Source organism: Sphingobacterium sp. ML3W, from assembly GCF_000747525.1.
GTDB lineage: Bacteria > Bacteroidota > Bacteroidia > Sphingobacteriales > Sphingobacteriaceae > Sphingobacterium.
Genome location: NZ_CP009278.1, coordinates 2,895,322 through 2,913,616 on the forward strand (window position 1 = coordinate 2,895,322; position 18,295 = coordinate 2,913,616).

16 protein-coding genes are annotated in these 18,295 nt (G+C 37.3%); 11 read left to right on the forward strand and 5 right to left on the reverse strand.

The features are described 5' to 3' along the window. Positions 1 to 813, reverse strand: coding sequence for a DUF4296 domain-containing protein (locus tag KO02_RS12395; protein ID WP_158500288.1), 813 nt, complete (start codon positions 811 to 813; stop codon positions 1 to 3). A 73-nt stretch (positions 814 to 886) separates the two neighbouring features. Between KO02_RS12395 and KO02_RS12400 the strand changes: the two genes are divergently transcribed. The 8 genes from KO02_RS12400 to KO02_RS12435 all read left to right on the forward strand — a co-directional run bounded on the left by KO02_RS12400 (position 887) and on the right by KO02_RS12435 (position 7,968). Then, positions 887 to 1,579, forward strand: a complete 693-nt coding sequence (locus KO02_RS12400; RefSeq protein WP_038698742.1) for a YggS family pyridoxal phosphate-dependent enzyme — start codon at positions 887 to 889, stop codon at positions 1,577 to 1,579. After that, on the forward strand, positions 1,572 to 2,024 hold the full coding sequence (locus tag KO02_RS12405; RefSeq protein WP_038698744.1) for a GNAT family N-acetyltransferase: 453 nt from the start codon (positions 1,572 to 1,574) through the stop codon (positions 2,022 to 2,024). Before KO02_RS12400 ends, KO02_RS12405 begins: the two co-directional genes overlap by 8 nt. A 23-nt stretch (positions 2,025 to 2,047) precedes the next feature. Then, on the forward strand, positions 2,048 to 2,848 hold the full coding sequence (locus KO02_RS12410) for a DUF3298 and DUF4163 domain-containing protein (RefSeq protein ID WP_038698746.1): 801 nt from the start codon (positions 2,048 to 2,050) through the stop codon (positions 2,846 to 2,848). A 20-nt stretch (positions 2,849 to 2,868) separates the two neighbouring features. Beyond that, positions 2,869 to 4,131, forward strand: coding sequence for an aspartate kinase (locus tag KO02_RS12415; RefSeq protein ID WP_038698748.1), 1,263 nt, complete (start codon positions 2,869 to 2,871; stop codon positions 4,129 to 4,131). After that, complete coding sequence (locus tag KO02_RS12420) at positions 4,132 to 5,337, forward strand: class I SAM-dependent methyltransferase (protein ID WP_038698750.1); 1,206 nt, start codon at positions 4,132 to 4,134, stop codon at positions 5,335 to 5,337. A gap of 29 nt (positions 5,338 to 5,366) precedes the next feature. After that, on the forward strand, positions 5,367 to 6,359 hold the full coding sequence (locus KO02_RS12425; RefSeq protein ID WP_038698751.1) for an LLM class flavin-dependent oxidoreductase: 993 nt from the start codon (positions 5,367 to 5,369) through the stop codon (positions 6,357 to 6,359). A gap of 131 nt (positions 6,360 to 6,490) precedes the next feature. Next, a complete protein-coding gene (locus KO02_RS22800; protein WP_051959905.1) occupies positions 6,491 to 7,309 on the forward strand; it encodes a hypothetical protein in 819 nt (272 codons plus the stop codon). Between the two features lie 2 nt (positions 7,310 to 7,311). Further along, entirely contained in the window at positions 7,312 to 7,968 is a 657-nt protein-coding gene (locus tag KO02_RS12435) for a DUF1345 domain-containing protein (RefSeq protein WP_038698753.1), read from the forward strand. Between the two features lie 734 nt (positions 7,969 to 8,702). Here the strand turns inward: KO02_RS12435 and trxA are convergent. Both trxA and dnaE read right to left on the reverse strand, forming a co-directional pair. After that, positions 8,703 to 9,020: a thioredoxin gene (gene trxA, locus KO02_RS12440; RefSeq protein WP_038698755.1), complete on the reverse strand. Its 318-nt coding sequence runs from the start codon at positions 9,018 to 9,020 to the stop codon at positions 8,703 to 8,705. A 207-nt stretch (positions 9,021 to 9,227) separates the two neighbouring features. After that, a complete protein-coding gene (gene dnaE / locus KO02_RS12445) occupies positions 9,228 to 13,652 on the reverse strand; it encodes a DNA polymerase III subunit alpha (RefSeq protein WP_038698757.1) in 4,425 nt (1,474 codons plus the stop codon). Between the two features lie 251 nt (positions 13,653 to 13,903). On the opposite strand from dnaE, the gene KO02_RS23585 reads away from it, so the two are divergent. From KO02_RS23585 to KO02_RS12455, 3 genes are all read left to right on the forward strand, one after another. Next, entirely contained in the window at positions 13,904 to 14,089 is a 186-nt protein-coding gene (locus KO02_RS23585; protein ID WP_144243319.1) for a hypothetical protein, read from the forward strand. Between the two features lie 221 nt (positions 14,090 to 14,310). Then, positions 14,311 to 14,424, forward strand: a complete 114-nt coding sequence (locus KO02_RS23325) for a hypothetical protein (protein ID WP_235212250.1) — start codon at positions 14,311 to 14,313, stop codon at positions 14,422 to 14,424. Positions 14,425 to 14,549: 125 nt separating this feature from the next. Further along, complete coding sequence (locus KO02_RS12455) at positions 14,550 to 15,254, forward strand: AAA family ATPase (protein ID WP_038698761.1); 705 nt, start codon at positions 14,550 to 14,552, stop codon at positions 15,252 to 15,254. Positions 15,255 to 15,396: 142 nt separating this feature from the next. Here KO02_RS12455 and KO02_RS12460 read toward each other — a convergent pair whose 3' ends face one another. Next, positions 15,397 to 15,918 (reverse strand): OmpA family protein, encoded by a 522-nt coding sequence (locus KO02_RS12460; protein ID WP_235212251.1) that lies wholly within the window; start codon positions 15,916 to 15,918, stop codon positions 15,397 to 15,399. A gap of 79 nt (positions 15,919 to 15,997) precedes the next feature. Further along, a complete protein-coding gene (locus KO02_RS12465; protein ID WP_051960281.1) occupies positions 15,998 to 18,181 on the reverse strand; it encodes a glucoamylase family protein in 2,184 nt (727 codons plus the stop codon). Positions 18,182 to 18,295: the final 114 nt, after the last annotated feature.

Below are 18,295 nucleotides of genomic sequence, written 5' to 3' on the forward strand. Positions count from 1 at the left end.
TTATTTAACCGGCTTAGCATCTAATGAATTCAGCCTATTGCCGTTATTTCTATCCAATAAAATGGGAGGATTACTAGATTTTTTAACCTCTTTCTCATTCGATCTTGGTTTTGGCGCTTCTTTTAGTGGCATCTTATCTCCTTCCTTGGCCCTATTCGTAGATTTATTTTCAATTTTTGAAACAGCTATCGAATCAGCTTTAACAACAACTGTTGAATCCAATTTCGGAATCGCATGTAGGCTGTCTGCTTTCATCAAAAATGTACCCAAATTATACCCACCTTTTAACCCTGTTCCTTCAAAAAACACACGGGCTGCCTTTTTATAATCAAAGCGAACACTATCCGGTTTATAATTCAAAATCATTTTTTTCTGAAATTCATATAATTCTACCCAATTTCGGACTCGCAATAAACTATCTTGAATAAAAGCATTTTGGATAGAATCTTTCCTGCGGATGGCGTCGTTCTTTTCCTTTTCGATTTTCATATAGCCCTCATTCATCTTTTTCAGATTTCCCCCCACTTCATCGTATATTTTATTCATCGATTCGGCATCGCTCGCATAAAATGACAAATTCTCCTTGAAACTTGTAGAATCTAACGCATATTTTTTGAAAGTGTGGTCATATAGCGAAAAAATAACACGCTTAGCACTATCCTGACTTAAAGTTGACAGATAAGCATCAGTAGTATAAATCTCCGTTAAGACCTTCACAAAATCCTTTTTTGGAATAATATCTTTCTCATTCGTACTTTTACAAGAAACAAATAAAAAAATCAGCGTAAGTACATTCAGTATTAATCGTTGCATTTCGTAATTTTGTACAAATTTATAAAAAGGCCTGACATTTGTCACCCTTTGAATTCTTAAATATACAATTATCATGAGTATTGCAAGTAACCTAGAAGCGATTAATTTAGAAGTTAAGGCGCTGGGCGTTCAGCTAGTCGCTGTATCAAAAACAAAACCAAATGAAGATATCATGAAAGCCTATGAAGCTGGGCAGCGTGTTTTTGGTGAAAATCTAGTTCAAGAGCTTGTTGAAAAATACGAATCCCTACCGAAAGACATTGAATGGCACCTCATTGGCCACCTTCAATCGAACAAAGTAAAATATATAGCACCATTTGTCACTTTGATCCACTCAGTTGATTCTTTCAAACTATTAAAAGAAATAGATAAACAAGCAGCTAAAAACAAACGTACGATTGATTGCTTATTGCAGGTTGATATTGCTGAAGAAGATACGAAGTTTGGTTTTGATCATATCGAATTGGTTGAAATGTTACGCGACGAAGAGTTTTTGGCTTTAAAACACATCAATATCCGTGGATTAATGGGTATAGCCACGAATACGGAGAACGAAAAAGAAATAAAAGAAGAATTTTATGAATTGAAATCCCTTTATGATGGTATCAAGGCAAGTTTCTATCGCAAAAATGAAAATTTCGACACCCTATCCATGGGCATGTCATCGGATTACAAATTAGCAATAGAAAAAGGTTCTACGATGGTTAGACTTGGAAGTACTATTTTTGGTAAACGTGTAATCAAACATTTAAAAAACAATGACTAAAGCTATTATTAGATATGCTGTAGAGGCTGACTGCCCTGCGATGCTAGAATTAATCCGCGAGCTTGCAATTTTAGAAAAAGCATCCGATGCCGTAACTGTCTCAATGCAAGAGTTTATCGATGCAGGTTTTGGAGAAAATCCTATTTGGGGAGCTTTTGTTGCAGAATTAGATGGGAAAATTGTCGGAATTTCACTATATTACATTCGTTATTCCACTTGGAAAGGAAGAAGACTTTATCTTGAAGATCTAATTGTGACAGAAAGTATGCGTGGCTATGGAATTGGCAAACAACTTTTCGAAGAAACTCTTAATTTTGGTAAATCAAAAGGATATCAGGGCATGGTTTGGCAGGTGTTAGACTGGAATGAACCTGCTATTCAATTTTATAAAAAATATAAAGCTGATTTCGATGCCGAATGGATTAATGTATCGATAACATATTAAAGAGAAAAGGACGGTTAAGTTTAATGAAACCAAAATACTATTTAAACCTATATGTGATTTTTGCTTTGTTCAGCAGTACTTCATGTACCAATGAACATACATCAAAAATCCAAGAAGCAATGAGTGGAGATACCCTTCATTATGATATGAAGGAGGTACATAGGTATAGTAAGTTTTTCATGAAAGATGGCGAAAAAATAGACACTACCTATTTTAAGGCACAGTATCCGCAATTTAAAGACACACTGATCAATACTTTGTTGAGTACATCCATTAATTTAGATGGTGACTCTCTAATCAGTGTGGCTGCGAAAAGGTTTGTTGATGCATATGATGAATATGTAGAAGAAAACAATGGACAATCTTCATCAACATGGTTTCGCAATTTACAAGCTAACGTTTATCAAAACACACCTAAATTTATCAGTATTATCACCAATCAATCTGAATATACTGGCGGAGCACACGGTGATCACTTTACCCTATTCAATCATTTTGACATCCATACGGATCAAAAGATAGCATTAGCGGATATCGTTGCCCCTCAAAACCAGAAAGAATTGATTAAAATTGCTGAAGGGTATTTTCGAAAATCGGAAAAGTTATCCGAAACCGAATCCTTAAACGATAAGTTCTTTTTTGAAGGCGGTAAGTTTACGCTTGCCAATAATTTTGCCTTAAACAAAGAAGGCCTATTGTTCTATTACAATGTTTATGAAATCAAACCTTACTCTGGAGGTAACACAACCTTACAAGTCCCCTATACGGATATCAAACACTTGATTTCAAATAAGGGATTAGAATATATCAACAGTATTAATTAGCAATCAACCTCAACAAATCGATGCAAGTTTTTAAATTTGGTGGCGCATCAGTCAAAGATGCTGAAAGTGTAAAAAATTCAGCACATATTATTTCTAACTATAAAGTTGACGCACTATTGGTCGTAGTTTCGGCCATGGGAAAAACAACCAATTTGTTAGAAGAAGTTACAAAAGCGTATTACCATCATACAGGTAAAGCGTTTGAAATTCTAGAAAAGGCCAAAGCATTTCATTTCACCATTTTATCTGATTTATTTGATGATCATAATCATCCTATTTTTGATGAAATTGCCAACTGTTTTGTAGAAATCGAATGGATACTTGAAGAAGATCCACAAGATCCCTTTGATTATTTATTCGATCAGATTGTTTCTACAGGAGAACTTGTTTCGTCTAAAATACTTGCAGCATACTTACATCATATCGGAGAAAAATCCAAATGGTTAGATGCGCGTAATTATATCATGACCGACAATACCTATACAGAAGCACAAGTGAACTGGGAAAAAACCGAGGAAATAATTCGAACAGAAATCCCCTCAATATTGGATGAATATATTGCAGTCACACAAGGCTTTATAGGCTCTACATCTGAAAATTTCACCACTACTCTAGGACGAGAAGGCTCAGACTATTCAGCAGCTATTTTTGCATCTTGCTTGAATGCCGAATATGTCACCATCTGGAAAGACGTTCCTGGCGTATTGAACGCTGACCCAAAATGGTTTGAAAAAACAGAATTGATACCCGAGTTATCATACACGGATGCCATTGAACTGACTTACTATGGAGCAACGGTAATACATCCAAAAACGATAAAACCACTCCAAAATAAAAATATACAGCTCAATGTTCGTTCATTTTTAAATCCAGAACTACCGGGTACAAAAATCAAGAGCACAAATGCTTCACTACCTGTCCCATCCTTTATCTTTAAAGTCAATCAGATCTTGGTATCGATATCACCGCGTGACTTTTCATTTATTGTGGAAGATAATCTCCGGGATATTTTCAATCTATTCCACCAATTTCGGATCAAGATCAATATGATGCACAACAGTGCCATCAATTTCTCAGTTGCTGTAGATGATACCGGCCAAAACCTGATCGATGTATTGGAAGAACTCAAGAAAAAGTTCAAAGTCAATATTGAAACTGGTCTGGAATTGATCACAATCCGATATTACAACCAAGAAACAATCAATCGTGTATTGATTAATAAAGAAGTCATCAGTGAGCTTAAAGATACATACACCTGCCAGCTACTCGTAAAAAAAATATAGATGAATACACGTATCCTTCAAAAGGAAGTTCAAGATTTTATAAATCAACATGAAGGTGAATCTTCCGCTCAGCTTGCATTAAAAAAATCTCCTTTTGAAGGAATTACATCCTCCGAGCTCGCTTCACAAATAGACGGGAAGCAAAGGTGTCGAAAAAAAATACCCTTATGGGCTGAAACTGCAGCCATTTACTACCCTGACAAATTGAATTTAGAGCAATGCTCTTCGGAAAAAACAGCGCATTTTAAAGCATCTTTAATCACAAAAGGTAGCACATTGATTGATATCACCAGTGGTTTCGGTGTCGATGATTATTACTTTTCAAAAGAAGCAACAAAAGTGATATCTTGCGAGATCAACAGTACTTTAGCAACCATATCGCAATACAATGCGACCCAATTAAATGCTGGAAATATCGAAGTTATCGCTTCAGATGGGGTTGGCTATATTGCTGAAAAAAAAGACCTTAAAGTAGACTACATTTACATAGACCCATCTCGAAGAGTTGCCCAGCAAAAAGTCTTCATGCTGAGTGACTGTGAGCCTAATATCGTTAAGCTGCAGAAATCATTCTTAGAAAAAGCATCGCATATCATAACTAAGGTCGCGCCTCTTTTAGACATTACAGCAGCACTTTCCGAATTGGAACATGTCAGCGGAATATACGTAATCAGTCTAAACAACGACTGCAAAGAGCTCTTGTTCATTCAAGAAAAAGAATTTTCCGGACAACCTGATATTACCGCAGTACGTATTTTTGGTGATAACGTTCAAAAGTTCACCTTTAACCAACAGCTCGAGTCTGCAACAACAGTTGATTACTCCACACCTTTACAGTACCTATACGAACCTGATGTATGCTTAACCAAAGCCGGTGCTTTCAAAAGTACAGCAGCAGCATTTGACCTCAAAAAACTACATCAGCATACACACCTCTATACCTCAAACAGGTATAGACCAGATTTTTTAGGCAAGATCTACGACATCACCGAAGTCATACCATTTACAAACTTCAAAAAATCAAAAGAGAAGATCAAGACCAATGCAGTAGCTAAAAATTTCCCTTTGAAAACAGAAGTTCTGAAAAAGAAATTTAAAATTGCAGATGGGGGTATGAAGCACAGTTTCTTTACTACAGATGCTACCGGCACCTTAATTGTCATCCATGCGACACGAAACTATGAAATCGACAATAGCATTACATAGTTTTCTAAAATAAAGCATAATTTTAAAATATGAGAAATATTGCTTTATCAGCTTTAGATCTTGCGCCAATCAAAAAAGGTTGCACAACATCAGAAGCATACAACAGAACAATTACAATAGCGCAACATATTGAGGAGATTGGATATAAGAGAATTTGGGTAGCTGAACACCATAACATGGAATATATCGCCAGTTCGGCTACTTCTTTGATTATTCAACATATCGCAGCCAATACCAAAACGATCCGTGTCGGTTCAGGCGGTATCATGTTGCCTAATCATTCTCCATTGGTCATTGCTGAACAATTCGGCACTTTAGAGACCTTGTTTCCAAATCGCATCGACTTGGGCTTAGGAAGAGCCCCGGGGACGGATCAAGAAACAGCAATGGCTTTACGTCGGAACAATTTCAATACAGCTTACCAATTTCCACAAGACGTAGCAGCATTGCAACAATACTTCAGCGATGACAATGCTGATGCTAAAGTGCGTGCTTTTCCTGCCGAAGGTTTAAACGTTCCCCTATATATACTGGGTTCAAGTACAGATAGTGCCTATTTAGCTGCTAGCTTAGGTCTACCTTACGCATTTGCCGCACATTTTGCGCCAGCGCAGCTTGCTCAAGCCAGTGCCATTTACCATCAAAACTTCAAACCCTCAGAAACGCTTTCTGCTCCATATTTCATCGTTTGTGTCAATGTTATTGCTGCCAAAACAAACGAAGAAGCGCAATTACAATCTACCAGTGTCAAAAATCTATTTGCAGGTATCTTGACCAACACGAGAGCGCCTTTATCACCACCCACTTTCGAAGTCATATACAAAGGTATTCCGAGCATTGAACAAGCGGCAGACAATATGCTTGCCTGTAGTTTTATTGGCGACAAAGAAACTATCAGAAGACAATTAGAGCCCTTCATCGAAGAACTCCAAATTGACGAGCTTATGGTCATATCGTATATTTATGACGATCAAAAATGCCTTGAGTCATTTAGCTTATTAAAAGAAGCACTTACAAATTAAAAGTTAGACTTACATCGTGCATTATAATTTATAAATAGTCACTACATAGAGTCAATTTACTTTTATATCCTCGCAATTATATTGCGTATCTAAGCAAATTTATCTATGTTTATTATATAATATAATGCACGATGAAATATATAAGCCTTCCAATCCTATTTTTTGTCCTGACTTTTCAATCTTGTCAACAAAATACCCAAGTCAGACAAAATGCCGCATTAGATAGCGTTGCAAGCCCACCCATTGATAGCTCAAGTCAAGGACTTGCCGTTGGTGACAAACCATCAGCTACCAATTTCAGTCCATCCATTTTCATGATTGATACTTACCGTATTTTTGAAGGCATGGAAGATCCAAGCAAAATATTAGATGAGAATTGGCTTGATCTATACGAAGAAAATGGGCATTATCATTTAGCGCCCCTAGATTATAAGATTGAAGATGGCTATAATGAGTGTGCGGAAGTTGAAACCAAAACTGTAGTTTCAAAACGGAATTCGATCCTATTCCTCAATTTCCCATTTTTAAAATCTGGAGAAGTCGACCACCTAAAAATAATCCAAGCAGAAGTCTGGCCCGGAGAAAGTGTAATATATAATTTCAATAGCCAGAAGTATCAATTGAAAGGCTATGGAGATATTACCAGTACACAGGTACAGACCAATGACAAAGGTCACGAAGAAATATTTCACGATGTTAAAAATTATAAACTCACCTATTCCCATAATGAATCTACAGAAACCAACATACTTCAAGTCAAGCAATTCAACCATACTTTTATCAAAACTTTGTTTGTAGGCGACATCGATCGCGATGGAAAACTTGACTTTATTATCTCCGACCCTACTGATTACGAAGAAAACAGTATCAGGCTGATCCTATCTTCTCAGATAAATAATAATGATATCGAGAAGAGCAGCTTCCAACAGAATGTACAATTTGATTGTTAACCATGAAATTGAAAAATAAAATTCAGGATTTTACACCGATTCAAAAAAGCCTAATTTCATTTACCATCAGCCTAGTTACAGTAGCCATCAGCAGCTGGTACGGAATCAATCTAATCATGACTACGCTACTTTTTTGGATAACCTTCTGTATGAGCTACAGCGCCTTGTCCTGGTATATCTTTTATCAGATGCCCGTGACTCAGATTATTAAAAAAGCCGCTTCTGAAGATGGTAGCCGCTTATTTGTTACCATATTCATACTTTTGGCTAGCTTCACTTGCTTATTTGCCGTACTTCTCATTATTATAGCAGATACTAGAACCGACATGTCCAAAGGGCTTAGCATTGGTATCTGCGTTATGAGTATCATCAGCTCTTGGTTTCTAGTCCATACCACCTATGTTTTTCATTATGCTCATTTATTCTATGTCGAAGGCTCCCCTGGAAAAGGCTTGGATTTCCCCGGAAGTGAAAAACCTGACTATGTAGATTTTGCCTATTTCTCATTTGTACTTGGCTGTACATTCCAAGTATCAGATGTCGAGGTATCATCTCGAAAGATTAGAAGAGTTGTTTTATTCCATGGTCTACTTTCATTCGCACTCAATACATTTGTAGTAGCACTCACCATCAATATCATTTCAGGCTTGATACACTAAAAAGTTTACCATATACCGCCTTCTGCTAAACATAGGCTCACTTATGAAAAAGTAAACATGTTAATGAAAAACCAACTTGCCATACTCATAATAAAACGACAAAATACCCCTAGTGTATTCCAATCATAAAGTAAAGACCAAATAAACTTATTTAAATTCTAACACAAATAAGAAACGCACACATCGAGCGATGTTGTGCGTTTCAGAATTGAAAGGGAAATTGAAAGGAAATCTTATAAATAATGCTCCAAATTGCACCACGTGCTTCTGAAGATTATAATCATTTCATTTATGGAAAGTTTTAACAGAACTTTCCATAAAAAAATGAGCGAACAATCAAATATAATACGGTATAACCATCACACTGCATAAACGGAGATACAAAAAGTGATATTCCGTAGAAACAAGTGAAATTTCATGTATAAATATTTAAAAAAAATCTAAAATTATACATAAACCTTAAAAAAAAGAACTAAACTTAAAAATAATTTATAAAAACTGAAATAAATATCATATTAACATCGATTATTAGTTTTATTTTTAAATCATTAACCAAATTAAGGTAAAATTTATGTAATTTCCAACTACTATCTCTATAATTATTAAAAAAACAAACAAAATATTCAAATTAATCAAATAAATATATAAATCATACACATATGACAAAATAAATAGACAAAAAAAAGGGGGTAAATATAAAATTTACCCCCTTTTTGTAAAATATATAAGAAAAACTACATTTGTTTATCTAATTTTTCAGCTAAAACCGATTTAGGCACTGCGCCAATCTGTTTATCAACAATTTCACCATTTTTGAAGAATAATAAAGCAGGAATGTTACGGATACCGAAACGAACCGATATTTCTGGATTCTCATCCACGTTTACTTTACCGATTACCGCTTTATCACCGTAATCATTTGCCAATTCTTCTACAATTGGACCTACCATACGACATGGACCACACCATTCTGCCCAAAAGTCAACTAATACTGGTTTGTCCGATTTCAATACAACTTCTTCAAAGTTGCTATCTGTAATTTCTAAAGCCATACTCTTATTTTTTTAACCGAAGTTATTTGATAAATATTATTTACTCATTTATTAAACAAACTTAGATAAAATTGTTTTATTTACCATTGTAATTGTGTCATAAATAAACAATTTTATCGATTTCTTCTCTAACTTCAAGAACTATTATGAAAAAGGAGATATAAAAAAGATGTCCGTAATACAAGTGTAATATTATATTGACAACATTTAATTCAATCGATAATTTACCCCTTCAAACCGTTCAATCGCATCTAAAAATTCATTTGTCAAATTGATACGTTTTAATTTGGATGGCATTTCAATTGAAATTTCATCCTGTGGATCGAAAATTTTGAAACGCAATTGACAATTAGGTACAACCCCCTCAATTTCATTTGCATCCAACACTTGTTTCATCTCTTCTAAAAAGATATCATTCAATGCTGGGAGCGCAATATTTATCGTGAAAATTTTCGCCATTTTTTCCCTTAAATCCGACAATAGCTGAATGGCCTTAATCTCAAAACCCCAGTTACCCACCTGTTTAAATCGCTCCTGCACCAAACCGCGAAGTTGAACAAAATATCCTTCCTCCAAATAACCTTTAAACTTCACATAATCCTCACCAAATACCATAATTTCATAAGAATCAGAGTAATCCTCAATGATAAATGAGCCAAAAGGTTTTCCAGACTTCGCTATTCGATGATTCGCGAGTGCGATAATCCCCCCAATGACAACTTCTTTATTTTTGATCCGATTAAAATCTAACAGAACATCCTCCTCCACTTCAGAAGCTTTCACCTTATTGATCAATTGCAGGTCACTCACTTTATTCTGACAGAAATGCTTGATTTCAAATTTATAATTATCCAAAGGATGACTCGTCAGGTAAATACCGATCACTTCTTTCTCGTATTTCAACTTCTCGATAAGACCCCAAGGTGGACACGACATCAAAACAGGTTCCGGAAGATCTGCCATTCCCTCCCCTCCAAATAAGCTCGCTTGAGCAGAATTTTCATTTTCTTTAAAACGCTGCGCAAATTTGATTGCCTTCTCCAATCCGGTCGAGTTATCCTCTGCATGGAAATATTGCGCACGATGCATATTTTGAAAACCATCAAAACCACCGGCATAAGCCAAACTCTCAAATGCTTTTTTATTGGCAGCACGTAGATCGATACGTTTTGCTAAATCAAAAACTGATTTATAAGGTCCTGAAGCACGCGTCTGTACAATGGTATCTACTGCTCCTGCCCCAACACCTTTTACAGCACCCATCCCAAATCGAATTGCACCACGGTCGTTCACCGTAAACTTATAGTGAGACTCATTTACATCTGGAGCCAATACTTCCAATCCCATACGCTTACACTCCTCCATAAAGAAGGTGACCTGCTTAATATCGTTCATGTTATTAGAAAGTACAGCCGCCATATATTCCGCTGGAAAATGTGCTTTCAAATAAGCCGTTTGATAAGCGATCCATGCATAACAGGTAGAGTGCGACTTATTAAAGGCGTAACTTGCAAATGCCTCCCAGTCGGTCCATATTTTTTCCAGAATTTTCGGATTATGACCTTTTTCCTCTGCTTGGGCAATAAACTTCGGCTTCATCTTATCCAAGACAGCCTTTTGCTTTTTTCCCATGGCCTTACGTAAAACGTCGGCATCACCTTTAGAAAATCCCGCTAATTTTTGCGAAAGAAGCATTACCTGCTCTTGGTACACACTAATACCGTAGGTCTCTTGCAGATACTCTTCGCAAGCATCCAAATCATATACAATAGGTTCCGTACCGTGCTTACGCTTAATAAAACTCGGAATATTCTCCATTGGACCGGGTCTATAAAGCGCATTCATCGCGATTAAATCGGCAAACACAGTTGGCCTCAAATCTTTCATATGCTTCTGCATACCAGGTGACTCATACTGAAACACACCGACAGTTTCTCCCCTTTGGAATAACTCGTAAGTCAACAAATCATCGATTGGAAACTCATCCGGATCTAACTCGAGCCCATTGCTCAGTTTAACATTTGCAACCGTATCCTTAATCAAGGTCAACGTTTTCAAACCCAAAAAATCCATTTTCAGCAATCCTGCAGACTCAACCACCGAGTTATCAAACTGCGTCACATACAGATCCGAGTCTTTTGCCAACGAAACCGGAACAAAATTCGTGATGTCATCCGGAGTGATGATAACCCCACAAGCATGGATTCCAGTATTACGCATTGACCCCTCCAATACGCGCGCCTGCTTAATGGTTTCAGCTTCTAGACCAGCACCTTCAGATATGGCTATTAAACGATTGACAGCCTCCAATTCATCCGCACGCAACGTTTCTTTCAAAGCCTTTTCATCCATATTAAAGATCTTGGCCAATTTCAGGTTTGGAATCAATTTAGCAATTTCATTAGCCTCCTGTAAAGGCAAGTCCAATACCCGCGCAGTATCCTTTATAGAAGATTTAGCAGCCATTGTACCATAGGTGATAATTTGGGCAACTTGCGACGCACCATATTTATCAATAACATACTGCATCACACGTCCACGTCCCTCATCGTCAAAGTCAATATCGATATCGGGCATTGAAACACGATCCGGGTTTAAGAAGCGCTCAAATAGCAAATCATACTGAATAGGATCTAAATTGGTAATACCTAAACAATAGGCAACAGCAGAACCCGCTGCCGAACCACGCCCAGGCCCAACAGAGACCCCCATTCTGCGCGCTTCTGCAATAAAATCCTGTACAATTAAGAAATAACCAGGATAACCTGTCTTTTCAATAACAGTCAACTCAAAGTCCAAGCGCTCCATAATAGCATCGGTCACACCGTCCTTATAACGGCGTTTAGCACCCTCAAGCGTCAGATACCTTAAGTATTTATTTTCTCCCCTTTTACCTTTGTCCTGTTGATCCTCTTCAAACTGAAACTCCACAGGAATATCAAATGCAGGCAATAAAACATCGCGGTATAAAGTAAAGATCTCAATCTTGTCAACGATATCTTGAATATTGATGATTGCTTCGGGCACATCTTTAAATATTTTCTTCATTTCTGCAGCAGGTTTGAAGTAATATTCTTGATTAGGCAATCCAAAACGAAATCCACGACCACGACCCTTTGGTGTACTTAACTTTTCACCGTCTTTCACGCACAACAAAATATCATGCGCATGTGCATCCGCTTGGTTGATATAATAAGTATTATTGGTCGCAATCAATTTCACATCATGCTTGCGTGCCAAACTAATCAAAGTCGTATTTACCCGATCCTCATCCTCCTGACCATGGCGCATCAATTCCATGTAAAAATCAGACCCAAATTGCTCTTTCCACCAAAGCAAAGCTTCCTCAGCTTGATTTTCACCAATATTGAGCACCTTATTTGGCACCTCCCCTTGTAAATTACCCGACAAGACGATTAAATCCTCTTTATATTGTTCAACGACTTTTCTATCGATACGAGGTACATAATAAAAGCCCTCCGTATAGGCTACAGATGCCATCTTTGCGAGATTATGATAACCTTTTTTATTCTTAGCCAAAAAGACAATCTGATAACCGTTATCTTTTCTCTTCTTATCAAAGTGGTCGTCACATACGAAAAACTCACAGCCAACAATAGGCTTGATTATCTTCTCAGTAGGACTCTCTCCCGCAGCTTCTAACTCTTCATTTTTAGCTTTCGCAGCCTTATTATGATCACCAACCTTAGACACAAAGTGAAATGCACCCATCATATTACCATGATCCGTTAGCGCAACAGCAGGCATCCGGTATTTAGCAGCTGTATCTACCAGATTAGCAATAGAGATTGTAGATTGAAGCACCGAAAATTGAGAGTGATTATGCAAATGCGCAAAATCTGCATTTTCAAAATCGTTCAACACATCATGGTCGATGACGATATTTTGCTCACCACTTGGTTTATTACGTTTGCGGATTTCATCTGAAGCTGCCTTTAGATTCACATGCTTCAATCCGACAGTTGGGATTACAATAGGATTATTTTGCTTAAAATCAACAAAATAACCTGTATCCGCCTGTAACTGATCAAGGGTAAAAACTTCTCTCCTTACCAATTCGAAGAAACAACGAGTTGTTGCCTCCACATCGGCCGTAGCGTTGTGCGCTTCGGCAAAAGGCACACCAAAAAGGTAAGAATGGAGTTCCGTTAAATTAGGCAATTTAAATCGACCACCACGACCTCCAGGTAATTGCAGTAAGCCTGCAGTTACTTCCGTACAAGTATCCAAAATAGCCATATCACCCATTGGCGACTCGACATCATAGCGATAAAACTCACAGCCCATGATATTGAGGTCAAAACCAATATTTTGCCCCACTACAAACTTAGCTTTTGCCAATGCAGCATTGAATTTCACTAATACGTCTTGAATTGGAACACCCTGTTCGGCAGCCAATTCAGTCGATATACCATGAATTTTCTCGGAATCGTAAGGAATATTGTAACCATCTGGTTTAATCAAGTAATCCTCATGCTCCAGCAGGTTACCCATATCGTCGTGCAACTGCCAAGCTATTTGAATACATCTCGGCCAATTATCAGTATCTGTAATCGGCGCATCCCAACGTTTGGGCAATCCTGTTGTTTCCGTATCAAATATAATGTACATACCTTCTTCTTTTATCCTTTTCTAAACAGCTAAAAATCAAGCCATAACAACCACAAAAATAACACTAAATTGCTATTTTCAAAAGTCTACTAATTTACAAAATTATTCCTCACATAAACTGGAAAATGCGTCATTTTTAAAAAAATTGCACGCTATATTTTTTCGGATTACGACCATCAATTCTTTGGTATTTATCAATTCCAAATACATCATCATGACTACGAGCTTATTCCATTTTATTAAAAGCTTTATTGAGCGCTGAAACAGCGCGCTTTAATTCATCTTCCGTTAAAGAGGCGAACCCTAAACGAAAAGCATTCTGTTCGACATCTATTCGAGCAATTTTCAATGAACAATTAAGCAGCAATTTTTCAATTGAAAATTCAGGTCTCAGTATCAACTATATAGCCATGCTCCAGAAGGCAGGTCATATGTAAGGTAATCCCCCAGCTGTTTTTGCAATAACAAATCAAGATAGTCGCGTCTTTGGTGGTAGCATTTCTTCGCTTTCTTCAAGTGCCGCTTCAGATCTCCCTCCTTGATCAACTCAGCCAAAGCCAATAATTTCAAACTTCGTTCAACAGTCAAGGTCACCGTTGTCAGATAATGATCGTGCGGTACGCATCCCGATTACCGTGGTCAAGGACTATCCATTGCTTTGATCGATCGCAGTAAACTTTGGAGCGAAGAGACCGATGCATGTGGATTGATGTTGGAAACTGAAAAAACAAATGATGTGGGTAATAGATTGCACCCGCGATGTGGATTCTAATATGATGGCCAGCACAATTACTATCATTGGTGGAAATAACCTATTGCGGATGGCGGACGTAAAGCATTCGTCATTCTTCCACTATGTATTCCCGAAAATATCCGAAAAATTAATAAATTGCCACCATGAATATTTCTGAACTGATTATCAACAAAAAAGAACAAACTGAACTGGCTGATATTTTCCTCCACACTGAAAATCAAGATACCATCCAGCAATTGATAAAAGAGCACATCTATAGCACCGAACTCCTTCAGTATGGACTTCCAGTAAACAATAAAGTCTTATTACATGGTAGTTCGGGATGCGGGAAGACCACCACTGCCAAGGCCATTGCCCAAGCGCTAGACAAACCAATCTTGATTCTCAACCTCAGCACGATAGTTTCTGCGCGCATTGGAGAAACATCACAAAATATCAAACAGGTATTTGATAAGGCAGGGCGTGAGCGATCCGTTCTTTTTTTAGATGAATTTGACCAAATTGCCAAAGCAAGGGGCAACGACGACAAGGATGTGGGTGAAATGAGACGCTTGGTCAACACGTTGATCCAGCTCATCGACTATCTTCCTCAAACAACCCTATTGATTGCTGCAACCAACCATGCGGAAATAATCGACAAAGCGCTGTTACGTAGGTTTCAATTACAAATCAGCTACAACTTGCCGACTCACGCAGAACTTGACAAATATTACGATAAACTAAGTCAACAGTTCCCACTTGAAATCAAGAAATTTCAACGTAAATACGATATTTCATATGCTGAGGCCAAAGATTATGCCTACACACAAGTCAAAGCCAGTCTCATTGCCAAACTAGAACGAGATTAACCTAGGATATACGAGACATAATAATATACTAAAAAACCTCGATATCAGTTCAAGATGCATAATAAAAAAAAATTGCAGAAGGCGCTACAATAAAATAAGGCCTTCCTGAGGAAAGCCTTTTATATCATGTTATTAGATCGTCTTATTTTTCATCTAAGATAACCACCTCAACACGTCTATTTTTTTGACGTCCTTCAGGTGTTTTATTATCAGCTACAGGTTTAGTCTGACCAATACCCTTAGCGGAAATGCGTGCACCAGAAATACCAGCATCCGTCAAGAATTTCTTTACCGAATTAGCCCTTTTCTCTGCCAACCATTGGTTATATTCCACAGTTCCTGTCGCATCAGTATGGCCATCAACACGGATTTTACTGCTACTTCCCTTCAAAAGTGTCGCCACTTTACTTAATTCCAATTTAGCCTTTTCAGTCAAATAAGAAGAGTTTGTAGGGAAAAGTAAATCCGAAGAAATGGTAAATTTGATACCCTCGTTTGTACGTGTAGCATCTTCAAAATCACGTTTCACATTTTTCAAACCATCATCTGTACCATCAATACTAACTACAGCCCCTGGATTAACGATCACAGCCTGTTGTTTACATGAAAAGATAGAAAGCGAACAAAGCACAGCAACAGCTATACTATTTATTTTTTTAATCATTGATTGTTTAGATTTTTATGAAAGCCAAAACTAACTGTAAAGATATAAAAAAAAGTGAATTCTGCAGCGCTATGACCCCTTACTTTTTCTGATAGATCTTTTTAAGCGTCGCATTTATCTCAGGTATCTGGTCATACAGTTTCCAGATCAATCCAGATTTGGCATTCTCCATTAAAATGGCAACAGTAGCTTGATTCCTAGCCGTAAATCCATCCGAAACGTCATTGTTTTTCAAATCAATCCACGATCTAAATCCGTATTGGGTAAAGAGCACCGGCGCATATTGCTCATAAAACTTACGTAAAGATTTTTGGCCAATTTCCTTTTCAAAAGCAACAGCCCCAATCGAAATAGCCGGGTTCACCAAATATTGTCCCAAACTATCCGCCGGATTTTGCACTCCCCAGATATCTGTATAACTAGAGCCTAAGTTCAATTCATTATCTCTACGTTTATAAGCAAGGATATAATTGCTCACCAATTGACCGTAATCCACGTGACCATCGTACTTCCCACGGGGATCTAAGGTTAAAAATGGTCTATAAAATCCCATCATGGATGAGTTCAGGTCTCCGATTTCAATTTTCTTACCATATAAAATGTGATCTTCAAAGATTAAACTATCTTCTATCTGATGCTCCTCTACCGATACCGCGTCTGGCATGATAAATTGTAAATCAGATTTCACACTTGACTCATTCCCCATGATTAAAGAAGGCGCAATTACTGAACTATCAGTAGAACCATACTTTCGAGCATAACCATTTTTATAACTCGCTTCACTCAAGGGAAACGTTGGCGATGACATGGCCAATAAATAAGCACTTAGTCCATCCTCCAAGCCACTTAGTTTTTTCGAATATAAATTACTATCGATCGATGACCACTTGTCAATAAGCGCATCGGGATTTGTGTCGGAAGTATATTTAGTCCAATTGGTGCGTTGCCACAATGCTGTTACAGCTTCGCGTAAAGATTTTTCCTGCGGTTCGTCTTTAAAGAAATATTCGCGTGCTACAAGCATCGCTTCCAATAAAGTTGCCGTTGCTTTCACATCATACTCTTGCACATTATTGCGGTAAAAAGGAACACCTAATCTACCGTCATAAAATGCGGTAAATACCCCATCATGATGTTGCACCTTACTCAAAAATTTCATCATCCGATCCAATCGCATTAAAACTGCTTGTCGAGAAATCTGCTTGTTTTCGACTCCTATTAAAAGAGATAGAATGGCGTAACCCGATTCTTCAATCGAAACAATCGCCCGTTTATTGGATTTGTTAGGAAGAAAAAGACCGCTGTTAATATCATAATTTTCGATAAAATAATTGACATTTGCCTGTTTGATTAAATCTGACAATTCCAAATCACTAGCAGGTTTGGTCTTAATCTCCTTGACAACTGAAAATGGGGATTCCAAATAATCGTAGTCTACCCATGCAATTTTATAATAATAAGTTTTGTCAAACTCATCAACCAGATCATAACATTTTTGCATGAATACCGGGCGAATAGCGATTGGTTTGAAATCAATATTATCCGAAGATCTATAGATTTTGATATAACGTATACTCGGAGTTAATGGCAATTGCCACTGCAGCTCGACCTGCTTATCGACACTTGACACCTGCGATAAGATAGCGCCAGAAGATAGTTTTACCCGAGATGGATTCTTAGGTAAGAACTCCACTTGGTCTATAAATACCTGATGTGTCATTTCATCCGCCATATTTTGATGGAGCACCACTTCGGACACCGATTCACCTGCTTTCAAATCTGAAAATTTCGAAAGCGGAATTTCTACATTCAACCAAGTATCATGATCAAAATCATCAATAAAAGGAGCCAATTCTAAAATGTTCGTTTGCGAATCCCCTTGGATCAGCTGGATTTTAGGTAATGATTTCAATTTTGTGTGTGCCGTTTGCACATACATTTTGATTGTCAACACATCATTTGCCAATACTTGGTAATAGACTTTGTGACGATCATTTAATAAGGTAACATTCCAGTTACCCGCGTTAGAAGACAGATAACGGAGTGAAAGCGAGTTCCCTGGAGTGAAAAACAAAGAGTCCGTACTGGGTAAATTCTTCTTAACATTCTGCACCCAACTATCTCCAGAATAGTTTACAATACTTTTAGCATAATTACCGGACAAGAGGCTATTTTCAAACACAACCTCCGGGTAAGTTTGTGCAAACAAGCACGTTGCAGAAGAAAATGACAACCCTATAATGAATAGTAATTTTTTTGACATATGTATAAATTGATAATTATAATCAAACAAAAAGTAAGCCATCTCTACTTTATTGAAACACAAAAGTAATAAAGCATTTCCAATGTAAATGTCATACGTAATTTTAATTTCGGA